The organism is Streptomyces sp. NPDC089919, assembly GCF_040684615.1.
Lineage (GTDB): Bacteria > Actinomycetota > Actinomycetes > Streptomycetales > Streptomycetaceae > Streptomyces.
The window spans coordinates 1-10,980 of the sequence record NZ_JBFBGK010000169.1 but is presented as its reverse complement, the minus strand read 5'-3'; the positions used below and the strand labels follow the sequence as shown (position 1 = coordinate 10,980).

The 10,980-nt window shown below is 74.6% G+C and carries 8 protein-coding genes and 2 pseudogenes; 7 read left to right on the top strand and 3 right to left on the bottom strand.

Annotated elements, in window-relative coordinates:
• Window positions 1–192: 192 nt before the first annotated feature.
• Window positions 193–528, bottom strand: coding sequence for an antibiotic biosynthesis monooxygenase (locus tag AB0O40_RS36345; RefSeq protein WP_365050284.1), 336 nt, complete (start codon window positions 526–528; stop codon window positions 193–195).
• A 314-nt stretch (window positions 529–842) separates the two neighbouring features.
• Between AB0O40_RS36345 and AB0O40_RS36340 the strand changes: the two are divergent.
• From AB0O40_RS36340 to AB0O40_RS36330, 3 genes and pseudogenes are all read left to right on the top strand, one after another.
• A pseudogene (locus AB0O40_RS36340) lies at window positions 843–2,111 on the top strand (phosphatase PAP2 family protein); the annotation flags it as partial.
• A gap of 454 nt (window positions 2,112–2,565) precedes the next feature.
• Window positions 2,566–3,144: a sigma-70 family RNA polymerase sigma factor gene (locus tag AB0O40_RS36335; RefSeq protein ID WP_365050282.1), complete on the top strand. Its 579-nt coding sequence runs from the start codon at window positions 2,566–2,568 to the stop codon at window positions 3,142–3,144.
• Entirely contained in the window at window positions 3,144–3,767 is a 624-nt protein-coding gene (locus AB0O40_RS36330; RefSeq protein ID WP_365050280.1) for a hypothetical protein, read from the top strand. The genes AB0O40_RS36335 and AB0O40_RS36330 overlap by 1 nt, the downstream gene beginning before the upstream one ends.
• A gap of 1 nt (window position 3,768) precedes the next feature.
• Here AB0O40_RS36330 and AB0O40_RS36325 read toward each other — a convergent pair whose 3' ends face one another.
• Window positions 3,769–4,059 (bottom strand): hypothetical protein, encoded by a 291-nt coding sequence (locus AB0O40_RS36325; protein WP_365050278.1) that lies wholly within the window; start codon window positions 4,057–4,059, stop codon window positions 3,769–3,771.
• Window positions 4,060–4,175: 116 nt separating this feature from the next.
• Between AB0O40_RS36325 and AB0O40_RS36320 the strand changes: the two genes are divergently transcribed.
• From AB0O40_RS36320 to AB0O40_RS36305, 4 genes are all read left to right on the top strand, one after another.
• A complete protein-coding gene (locus AB0O40_RS36320) occupies window positions 4,176–5,162 on the top strand; it encodes a helix-turn-helix transcriptional regulator (RefSeq protein WP_365050276.1) in 987 nt (328 codons plus the stop codon).
• A 458-nt stretch (window positions 5,163–5,620) separates the two neighbouring features.
• On the top strand, window positions 5,621–6,946 hold the full coding sequence (locus tag AB0O40_RS36315; protein WP_365050274.1) for an FG-GAP-like repeat-containing protein: 1,326 nt from the start codon (window positions 5,621–5,623) through the stop codon (window positions 6,944–6,946).
• Window positions 6,947–7,076: 130 nt separating this feature from the next.
• The gene (locus AB0O40_RS36310) at window positions 7,077–8,210 is read left to right on the top strand and encodes an FG-GAP-like repeat-containing protein (protein ID WP_365050272.1); all 1,134 of its coding nucleotides are present in this window, start codon (window positions 7,077–7,079) and stop codon (window positions 8,208–8,210) included.
• Window positions 8,210–10,261, top strand: a complete 2,052-nt coding sequence (locus tag AB0O40_RS36305) for a VCBS repeat-containing protein (RefSeq protein WP_365050270.1) — start codon at window positions 8,210–8,212, stop codon at window positions 10,259–10,261. Before AB0O40_RS36310 ends, AB0O40_RS36305 begins: the two co-directional genes overlap by 1 nt.
• A 69-nt stretch (window positions 10,262–10,330) precedes the next feature.
• Here the strand turns inward: AB0O40_RS36305 and AB0O40_RS36300 are convergent.
• Window positions 10,331–10,980: pseudogene (locus tag AB0O40_RS36300) on the bottom strand (hypothetical protein); the annotation flags it as partial.

Genomic DNA, 10,980 nt, shown 5'->3' with positions numbered 1-10,980 from the left:
CTTCGCCGTGGCCCTCCGGGCCATCCCAGGCCCGGGCCTGCCTCCGGACCAGCCTGCCACCCCCGTCAAGCGGCGCTCCCCACACATCCCGACCGACCACCGTCCTCACGGCAGCGAGACGGGACGAACGACGGCCGGGGAGCGGCCAGCCCCAGCCCGGAACCTCCCCGCCCCTCCCGGTCGGCCGGTCGCTCAGGCCTGCTTCGGGGAGGCCTGCTGGACCACCTCGAAGGACCACAGCGTCGAGCCCGAGGCGGCCGGCTTCGGGCGCTCCGCGCCGCCCTCGGAGGGGCCGCCGCCCTGGTGCGCGGCCTTCATCGGGCCCTCCATCCACGCCTGGAACGCGGCCTCGTCCCGCCACCGGGTGTAGACGAGGTACTGCTCGGTGCCCTCGACCGGCCGCAGCAGCTCGAACCACTCGAAGCCGTCGGAGTTCTCCACCGATCCGGCCCGCGAGGAGAACCGCTTCTCCAGTACCTCGCGCTGCTCCGCCGGGACCGTCAGGACGTTGATCTTCACGATGCTCATGCCCGTCATCCTGCCCTACGCGGGATCAAGCCCGCGTAGGGAGTTGGTTCGGCGCCCCTCGAGCGCAGCACTATCGTCGTCCGCTCCGGAATCGTGAATTCCGGCGCTCTTGGGGCGACACGACGACAGTGACCGGCGAGACGGCGGGAGGCCGACGGCGCGTGGCGGAAGCGGCGGAGCACAGCGGTGTGGACGGGCGTACCGGAACCGCGGCCGCGCCCATATGGCTGCTCGCCGCCCCGGCGGCCCTGGCGCTGGCCTGGATGCTGCTGACCCGGTACTCCTCCGGCGCCGCCGACCCCGGCTCCCTCCCCGGCGCCCTGGTGCGGCTGGGGCTGTCCGGCCCCGCCGGGCTGCTGGTCGTGACCCTGCTGTCCGGCGTGGTCGGCTGGCTCGGACTGCGCCGGGCGGCCCGCTACGCCCGGGACGGGCAGCCGCTGCTGGCCGTCGCGGTGTGCGGGTGCGCGGCCGCGGCCGTCGCGCCCGCCGGGGGCCGTCACCAGCTGGTCTGGGTGCTGCTCGCGCTGGCCGGGCGGACCGGCCGGCGGGCCGCCGACCGCGCGGTGTGGCCGGTCGCCGCGCTCCTGGTCACGCTGCTGCCGGCCGACGTCCTGCTGCCGAACGTGGGCCTGCTGGCGCCCCTCCACGACCACCTGCCGCTCCTGGCGGTGCTGGCCGTGGCCTGCGCGGTGCCCTTCCTGCCGCGCAGCTCACCGCACTGGCACCACCCGGTGCCCACCGCGTACGACCGCCCCGCCCGGCCCCGGCGGCGCGCACCGGCCCTGCCGGTCCGGCGCCGCGCGCTCAGCCGCCCCAACCTCCTCCTCGAGCTGCTGCTGATCCGCGTCGGCTACTCGGCGTACTCCCGGATCCGGGCCGCCGCCCCCGGCAACCGGTTCCTCGCCGAGGGCCACGGCCGCCGGATCCACGCCCTCGAAGGGCGGCTGGGCCTCGCCGTCGAGGGCTCCGTCAACCGCTGGACCGCCCGTCACCCTTGGCCGAGGGAGTTTTTCGACTTCTACTACACCTCCTTCCACTTCGTGGTCCCGCTGACGGTCCTCGGCCTGCTCTACTGGCGCCGGCCGGCGGACTACCGCTGGGCGCGCTCCGCCCTCGTCCTGGCCACGCTGCTCGCGCTGCTCGGCTTCTGGCTGTACCCGCTCGCGCCGCCGCGGCTGATGCCCGGCCTGGGCTTCGTCGACACCGTCCACGGGCCGCAGGACCTGGCCCACCCGCAGTACGGCGCGCTGACCGCGCTCTCCAACCAGTACGCGGCGATGCCCTCGCTGCACTTCGGCTGGTCGCTCTGGTGCGGGCTGGTGGTCCTGGTCCTGGCGCGCCGGCGGTGGCAGCGGGTCCTGGGTCTGGTGCACCCGCTGGTGACCGTCTGCGCGATCGTCGCCACGGCCAACCACTGGGTGCTCGACGCGGTGGGCGGCGCGGCGGTGGTGGCCGCCGGCTTCGCCCTCGGCCGCGTCCTGTGGGGCCCCCGCAGCACGCCCGCCTCCGCGACGGCCGCCATCCCGGCGGCCCGCAGACCCCCCGCCGACCGGGGCAGCCGCCCGCAACGCGCCCTCACCTGAGGCCGCCCGCAGCCGGGCCCGGGGCACCGACCGACGTCGGTATCAGCCGCCTGCAGGTCGGCCCGCAGGGCATCGTGACGGTCCGTCACCAGGACAGCCCCGACAACCCCGTCCGGGCGAGCGCGCAACGGGCCGCCGCGGGCCGCGGGGAGGCCCCGCCCCACCCCCCTCTGAGCGGGGTGTGACGCAGCGCACCTTCCGAACCTGTCACACATCGCGGGGCCGTCCGGTTCAAGGGCCAGGAAGACACCCGATCCGCAGGACAGGAGTCCCGTCATGGAGCGTTGCGAGCGCCGCGCCGCGGTCCTCGGAGCCGGCGCCGCCCGCCGGCGGTCCTGTGGCGGGCCTCACAGGAGTCGGAGGGCCCGGAGGCGTAACGCGCGGGGCCCGGAACGCCAAGAGGGGTGACGGGGGCCGCGAACAGTGGGGAGACGACGTGAGGCAACCACCAGCTGTGGAACAGGTGGTGCGGCGGATAGGCGAGGACGCGGAGGCGTTCGAGGTGTTCTACCGGGAGCACGTGGAGGTGGTGCTGCGGTACGCCACCCGGCGCTGCCGGGATCCGCACGCCGCCGCCGACCTGGTGGCGGAGGTGTTCCTGGCCGCGATCTCGGCGTCCGCCGGGTACCGGGCGGAGCGCGGCACGCCGGTCGCCTGGCTGCACGGCATCGCCCGGAACGTGGCGGCCGCGGAGGACCGCCGTGCGGCGCGGGCCCGGGTGGTCGAAGGGCGCTTGGCCGGTCGCCGGCCGCTGCACGAGGACGACATCGTCCGGCTGGAGGAGCGGATCGACGCGGAACGCGGACTCGCCGCCCTGCTGGAACGCCTGGCCGCGCTGCCGGCCGGGCAGCGGGCGGTACTCGAACTGACCGCGGTGGACGGCCTGACCGTCGCCGAGGCGGCCGATGCGCTGGGCACCAGCTCCGTGTCCGTACGGGTCCGGCTGCACCGCGCGCGCCGGGCCCTGCGGCAGGTACCCGCACCGCCGTCCGGATCTCCTGCCCCGCCCCTCTCGACCCTGATGGAGGCCTGATGCACGCCGATTCGTTCGAGGAGCGCCTGCTGTGCGAGCTGAAGGACCATGTCCGGCAGTCCGCCCACGTGCTGGAGGACCGGGACCGCGTCGAGCAGCCGGTCCGCCGGGGTTTCGTACGGTGGTGGATACCCGCCGGCGGGGCGGTCCTGACCGCGGCCGTGGCGGCCCTCACCGTCACGCTGGGAGGGACGCCCACGCGCGCGCACATCGTCGAGCGCAAGCCGGTCGGCGTGGTCAAGCTGACCTGGCCGAATGACAGGGAGGACCCGACCGGCAGGCGCAGCACGGACCGCTGGCGGAGGGAGCTGGCGGCCGCGGGTGCGCAGGCCAAGGTGCTGCTGGACGCTCCTTACTGCTACCCACGCGCGCAAGGCCGCCACATACCCGATGACGCCTTCCGCATGACGTTCGAAGACGGCAACAGGTTCGCCTACTTCGATCCGGCCGAGGTGCCCCCGGGCTTCGTGCTCCGCTTGGCCCTCGCGCACCAGAAACTCCCCTTGCCCCCGAGCGTCAAGCGCCGCTTGGCTCTCGCGCACCAAGCAGTCCCTTCGGACGAGCGCCGGGGGTTCGTGGTCGTCGACATGGTCCCGGTCGGTACGCCGGACTGCATGGATTGACCTAGTGGGGCAGCCGGTCGGGTGGTTCGGTCAGGTGCCAGCCGTGCAGGAGGTCGGACGTGTGCAGGGCGCGTTCGCACAGGGCGCGGACCCGTCCCGTCGCCCGGCCGGCGTCGTCGGCGAGGCAGAAGGCGACGCCGCGGGCGCCCGCCCGGCTGGGGTGCACGCGGATGTGCTCGATCCCGTCCGCCGGGCGGGCGGCGCCCCACAGTGCGGTGAGCAGTTCCTGCTCGGTCGGGGCGGGTGCCGCCGGGGGAGCGGGGCCGCTCAGGACGAAGACGATGAGGTGCACGTCATGACTATGGCGGCGGCCGGCCGCCCGTGGTCGCGAAAGGACGCGGCACAAAAGTGCCGTGACTCGAAGATGCCGCCCGGATCCGTCCGGGGTGCGTCAGGAGGGGGACGGGGATGTCGGGGGTGTTGGGGCTCGACAACGAGAGCGAGTCCGTCTACCGGCTCATGCTGGAGAACCCCGGGTGGGGGGTCGCCCGGATCCAGGAGGAGCTGGGGGCTGAGCGGGCGGTGGTGACCGCCGCGCTGGACCGGCTCGCGGACCTGGAGTTGCTGCGGCCGTCGCTGGCCGATCCCGGTGTGCTGCGGCCGGTGCCGCCGGACCTCGCCCTCGACGCGCTGCTCGCCCGGCAGCAGGCCGAACTCGCGCGCAGGCAGCAGGAGATCGAGGAGAGCCGGATCGCGGTCGCGGGGCTGCTCGCCGACTACTCCTCGCTGCGCGCGGGCCGGAGCGGGGCCGGCGTCGAGCGCCTGACGGGGCTGGACGCGATCCGGGCCCGGCTGGAGGAACTGGCCCTGCGCGCCCGGCGGGAGGTGCTCGCCTTCGCGCCGGGCGGGGCGCAGACGGCGGAGAACCGGGCGGCCGGCCGGCCGCTGGCCGAGGCGGCGCTCGCGCGCGGGGTGCGGCTGCGGACCGTCTACCTGGACAGCGTCGCCAACGACCCCGGCAGCCGCGAGCACGCCGCCCGGCTGGCGGAGCGGGGCGCGCAGACCCGCACCGTGCCCTCGCTGCCCCTGCGGATGCACATCGTGGACCGCGAGGTGGCCGTCGTACCGCTGGACCCGGCGGATTCCTCCCAGGGGGCCGTGCTGATCCGGGAGGCCGGGGCGCTGGTGGGCTTCTGTGCGCTCTTCGACCAGGTGTGGGCCACCGCCAGCCCGCTGGGCGAGCGGCCGGTCCGCGCGGCCGACGGGCTCGCCCTGCCGCAGGAGGCGGCGTTGCTGCGGCTGCTCGCCGAGGGGCTGACCGACGAGGCGGCGGCCCGCAAGCTCGGGGTCTCGCTGCGCACCGAGCGCCGGATGATCACCGAGCTCTCCCACCGTCTGGGTGCCACCAGCCGGTTCCAGCTCGGGCAGCGCGCGGCGGAGCTGGGCCTGCTCTGAATGCGCGCCACGCACACGGCATTACGGAGAACGCGCCACGAAGAACGCACGACCAAGAGCGCCTGACACAAACGTGTCAGGCGCTTTTTGTGTCATAGGGAAACCCTGGTCCGGCCCCGCCGCGGCGTGCAGGATATTTCTCAGCAGCCGACGAGGCCGCTGAGAAAAGCAACAAGAATCCGCAGGGCCGTATAGGCCGGAACCAGGGGTGGGGAAATGCTGCTCAACGACTTCGGCTGGCAGTAGGACTCCGGCCTGGCGGGTCCCGGACCCGCCCGGCCGTTTCACCGGCCGCCTGAGGAGAGGCCGCGTAGGAGCCGAAAGGCCCGCGCCGCCTCCCGGGTGAAGCCGTTTCTCTCGGGCCGATCGGACCGGAAATCCGATCCGGCCGAATTCAAATACCTGCCGCCGATCCGGCGGAATCACATTCTTCGTGGAATTCCTGAAAGGGCACAGCCATGTCTTCTTCGCTCCGCAACAAGCTGGTCTCCCTCGCCGCTCTGACCGTTGCGGCCACCTCCGCGCTCGGCGCCGCGCCCGCCTCCGCGGCCGCCCCGTCGGTGGCCTCGATCGCCATGTCGCAGGTGGGGAACGACTGCAGTCCGTACAACTCCATGGGCGCCTGCTCGCACGCCTGGTGCGCCGACTTCGCCCGCTGGGTCTGGGGGCAGGCCGGCGCGGACAACACTTCGGTGCTCAACGCCGCCGCGGCCAGCTTCTACACGTACGGCAAGCAGTACGGCACCTTCCACACCACGGCCCCGCAGGTCGGTGACGCCGTCCTCTACGACAACGACGGGAGCGTCGCGGACGGCGAGGCGAACCACGTCAACCTCGTCGTGAAGGTCTCGGCCGACGGTACGAAGATCCAGACGGTGGGCGGCAACGAGAGCCGTGGCGTCCGCTACCGCGACTGGTTCGACTGGAAGACCAACACCAACCCGCTCAACGCCGGCCGGGTCATGGGCTTCATCAGCCCCAAGGGCGTCGTCGACACCACCGAGGCCGACGAGCCCGCCCCGGTCTCGGCCGTCGGCGACCTGACCGGCGACGGCAAGCCCGACCTGCTGGCCCGGGCCGACTCGGGCAGCGGCACGCTGTGGATCTACCCCGGCGCGGGCAACGGCCACTTCGGCGCCCGGATCGACAACGGCAGCTGGTCGGGCATGGAGCGCGTCTCCGGCGTCGGCGACGTGACGGGCGACGGCCGGGCGGACGTGGCGGCGGTGGAGAAGTCCACCGGCAAGCTGTGGATCTACCCCGGCCAGACCAACGGCCACCTCGGCGCCCGCGTCGACAACAGCGGCGGCTGGGGCGACATCCGCATCACCGGCAGCAAGGACCTCAACGGCGACGGCCGCGGCGACCTGCTGGCCGTCGAGGAGTCCACCGGCAAGCTCTGGATGTACCCGGGCCAGGCCAACGGCCACTTCGGGGCGCGCGTCCAGGCGGGCACCAGCTGGGACGAGATGACCCCGGTCGGTTCGGCCGGCGACCTCACCGGCGACGGCAGGAACGACGTGGCCGCCGTCGAGGACGCCACCGGCAAGCTCTTCGTCTACCCCGGCCTCGGCAACGGCCAGTTGGGCGCCCGCGTCCAGGCCGGTACCGGCGGCTGGGACGAGATGACCAGCATCTCCGGCGCGGGCGACTACACCGGCGACGGCAAGGACGACCTGATAGCCCGCGAGGGCAACGGCAAGCTCTGGATCTACCCCGGCCAGGACAACGGCCAGCTCGGTGCCCGGATCGACAACGGCGGCGGCTGGAACTTCACCGCCTGATCCGCGGACTCCCGCAGGGCGGCCCGCCGGATTCCCCCCCGGCGGGCCGCCCGCCCCCGCGCGCCTCTCTCCTCCCCCTCCCGCCCCGCGCCCCTCCACACCCTCCACACCCTTCACCGAAGGAACTCCCATGCCCAAGCGCGCCCTCGGCGCCGTCCTGACCGTCGCCGCCTTCGCAGCCGTGGTGTCCGCCCCGGCCGCCGACGCCGCGTCCGTCACCACCTGGGACAAGGTCGCCCAGTGTGAGGCCACCGGCAACTGGCAGGCCATCGACGCCTCCAACCGCTACTTCGGCGGACTCCAGTTCTCCCAGCCGACCTGGCGCGCCTACGGAGGCGAGGCGTACGCGGACCGCGCCGACCACGCCACCAAGAAGCAGCAGATCCTCATAGGCGAGAAGGTCCTGGCCGGCCAGGGCCAGGGCGCCTGGCCCAACTGCGGCTGGCGGTACGGCCTCGAGGCCGACCACGCCGACCCCTACCCCGAGGACGCGCCGCTCCCCGCCCCGGTCTCGGCCACCGGCGACCTGACCGGCGACGGCAGACCCGACCTGCTGGCCCGCGCCAACACCCCCGACGGCACCCTGTGGATCTATCCGGGCGCCGGTGGCGGGAAGTTCGGAAGCCGCGTCGACAACGGCAACTGGGCCGTGATGAACCAGGTCACCGCCCTCGGCGACGTCACCGGTGACGGCCGGGCGGACGTGGCGGCGGTGGAGAGGTCCACCGGCAAGCTGTGGATCTATCCCGGCCAGGCCGACGGCCACCTCGGCGCCCGCGTCGACAACAGCGGCGGCTGGGGCGCCCTGCGCGTCAGCGGCAGCCGGGACCTCGACGGCGACGGCCGCGGCGACCTCCTCGCCACCGACACCAGGAGCGGCGACCTCTACCTCTACCCGGGCCTCGGCACCGGCCACTTCGGCACCCGCCTGCAGATCGGCACCAACTGGGACGCCATGTCCGTCGCCTCGGGCGCGGGCGACCTCACCGGCGACGGCAGGGACGACGTCGTGGCCGTGGAGAGCGGCACCGGCAAGCTCTTCGTCTATCCCGGCCTCGGCGACGGCAGGCTCGGCCCCCGCGTCCAGGCCGGCACCGGCTGGCAGGTGATGACCAGCGTCTCGGGCGCCGGCGACCACACCGGGGACGGCAAGGACGACCTGGTCGCCCGCTCGGACGACGGGAAGCTGTGGGTCTACCCCGGCCAGGACGACGGCCGGCTGGGCACCAGGATCGACAACGGCGGCGGCTGGAACTTCAGCTGATGGCCCGCCTGCCCCAGGCCCTCGGCCTGCTCCTCGCCACGGTCCTGGCCGCCGCGGCCGTCCAGCCCGCGCTGGGCGGCCCGGCCGCGGCCGCCGACCGGGTCCCGGACGCCGCCACCGTCGCCGGACCGCTGCTCCCGGCCGACCCGTCCGGCTACCGCCTCTGGTACGACGACTCGCTCCGGGCCGACACCGCGGCCATGGAGGGCGCCCACCCCGGGCTCGCCCCGGTCCCGCTGGGCGCCGTACTCGACTCCGCGGACCGGCTCGGCCGGCCGCCGCAGTGCCCGGCCGCCGGCTACCTGGCCAAGGACGGCGTCTTCAACTCGGGTGCGGAAGGCTTCTGCTGGGACGCCGAGGACACGGCGACCGGCACCTTCACGCCCCAGGGCGTCACCACCGACGCCACCGCCTACGCCCCGGCCGGCAACCGCCGGATCGTCGCCGCCACCTGGTACAAGTCGGGCAACAGCCGGATCAGGCTGAGCCTCGCCGACACCACCGACCCGGCGCACGTGCGCTACCTCCACGCCCTGCTGGTGGTCCCCGGCGCCGGGAACTTCACCGCGCTCCAGGGCCACGGCGACGATCTGGTCTGGTACCGGAACCGGCTGTTCGTCGGCTTCGGAGAGGGCTTCCGGGTCTTCGACCTCAACCACATATGGAAGGTGGACGCCGCCGGTTCCGGCATGGGGAGGACCGCCGCCGGGGCCTTCGCCGCCGAGGGCTTCGGGTACGTCCTGCCCGCCGTCGGCACCTACTCCTACCGCTCCCCGGCCGGCTGCGGCACCACGCTGGCCACCCCCTCGCCCAACCCCTGCAACGCCGGTGCCTCCCTCGATCTCAGCGGAAACGTTCCCGCGATCGTCACCACCGAGGTCACCTCGCGCGCGGACCAGGGCTTCGTCGGGGTCGGCGGCAAGATCGTGCGCTGGCCCCTCGACCCCGCCACCGGACTGCTGCGCACCACCGCGGAGCCCGGCGGACCGGCGGTCCGGGCGAGCGCCGCGTACGCCTCGCCGATCGTCGGCGCCCAGGGCGTCGCGTCCCACGGCGGCACCTACCTGATCTCCGCGCCCTGCCCGGAGTACGTCGAGTACGTGCCCGGCGGACCCGCCGTGTCGCCCGTGAACAGCTGCGTCTACCGGGCACTGCCCGGCCAGCCGGTCCAGCTGTGGAAGCGGGCCTCGGTCCACCTCCAGAACCTGGCCTACGACCCGCAGCGCGACGCGCTCTGGCTCGCCAACGAGAACCCGGGCAACCGCGTGGTCTACCAGGTGCCCTGGCCGCGCTTCGCGGGCCCGCTGGCCTCCCTCACCGCGGCGGGCGACCTGACCGGCGACGGCCGGGCGGACCTGCTCTCCGTCGACGCGGCCGGGAAGCTGTGGCGCCACACGGGCGACGGCGCCGGCGGCTACACCACGGCCGTGGGCCTGGGCGGCGGCTGGGGCGGGTACCTCCGCCTCGCCGGCGGCCGGGACCTGACCGGCGACGGCCGGGCGGACCTGCTCGCCGTCGACGCCGACGGCCGGCTGTGGCGGTATCCGGGGGCCGGCGACGGCGGGTACGGCGCGCGGGTGGCCGGCTCCACGGGCTGGGGGGCCTACCCGGTCCTGCTCTCGCCGGGCGACCTGACCGGGGACGGGAAGGCGGACCTGCTCGCGGTCGACGCCGGCGGCCAGCTGTGGCGCTTCCCGGGCGACGGGTCCGGCGGCTTCGCCCCGCGGGTCGCGATGGGCGGCGGCTGGGACGCGTACTCCCAGCTGGTCGCTACCGGCGACCTGACCGGTGACGGCCGGCCCGACCTGCTCGCCGTCGACGCGGACGGGCAGTTGTGGCGCTACCCGGGGCTGGGCACCGGCGGCTTCGGCCCGCGGGTGGCCATGGGCGGCGGCTGGGACGCCTTCGACCTCATGGCCGGCGCCGGTGACCTCGACGCGGACGGCAAGCCGGACCTGCTGGTCCGCGAGCGTGCCGGGGACGGCCGGCTCTGGTCCTACCCGGGCACCGGCGCGGGCGGTTTCGGGGCCCGGTCGGCCTTCACCTTCTGAGGCGCGCACCGCACCAGGGCGCCGGGGCCCCGCCACACGGCGGGGCCCCGGCGGTTCCCCGCGTTCGCGTCAGCCGCCCAGGGTGGTCTGGGGGAGGGAGGTGTGGGCGGTGGGGGTGGTGTGGGTGTCGGTGTCGACGAGGTCGAGCATCAGGGGGTTGGGGCCGGCGGGGGCGCCGGCCAGGGCGCGCAGGCGGTAGCGGCGGGCCGAGACCGCCTCGCGCTTGAGGGGGGTGCCGCCCTTGACGGACTCGTACGGCAGGACGTCGTTGGCGATCCGCAGCCGGACGGACTGCCAGGCCTTGTCCGCCGGGTCCCAGCGTTCCAGGACGTACCCGGGCCCGGGGCCGCCGTCCGGCATGCCCTCCATCTGGAAGACGGGCGCCAGGTTCCGGTACGAGTGGGTGTTGCCGTTGCGCAGGGTGAGCGTGAACTCCTGCGCCGGGCCGCCGGGCTTCAGCAGCAGCTGGCCGCCCCGGGTCGACAACTTCATCGACAGGTAGGTCGGGGCGGGCGACCGGCGGCGGCTCTTCGACGGGCTCGGGTCGGGCGAGGCGTCGGAGTGGTGGCGCCGGCCGCTGGCGCCCGGTTCGGGCGTCCGCCCGGAGGGGCCGGAGCCGTGCGCGGAGCCGGTGTGGGTCTTGTCGTCCCACTCGTCGGAGTCGGCCACCGCGAAGACGTCACGCGAGCGGACGTTCAGCTCGCGCCACTGGTCGCGCT

Bases quoted from the DNA above. Each gene is read 5' to 3' on its own strand.
- AB0O40_RS36345 (WP_365050284.1), bottom strand. From the start codon at position 528: ATGAGCATCGTGAAGATCAACGTCCTGACGGTCCCGGCGGAGCAGCGC.
- AB0O40_RS36330 (WP_365050280.1), top strand. From the start codon at position 3,144: ATGCACGCCGATTCGTTCGAGGAGCGCCTGCTGTGCGAGCTGAAGGAC.
- AB0O40_RS36320 (WP_365050276.1), top strand. From the start codon at position 4,176: ATGTCGGGGGTGTTGGGGCTCGACAACGAGAGCGAGTCCGTCTACCGG.
- AB0O40_RS36315 (WP_365050274.1), top strand. From the start codon at position 5,621: ATGTCTTCTTCGCTCCGCAACAAGCTGGTCTCCCTCGCCGCTCTGACC.
- AB0O40_RS36310 (WP_365050272.1), top strand. From the start codon at position 7,077: ATGCCCAAGCGCGCCCTCGGCGCCGTCCTGACCGTCGCCGCCTTCGCA.
- AB0O40_RS36305 (WP_365050270.1), top strand. From the start codon at position 8,210: ATGGCCCGCCTGCCCCAGGCCCTCGGCCTGCTCCTCGCCACGGTCCTG.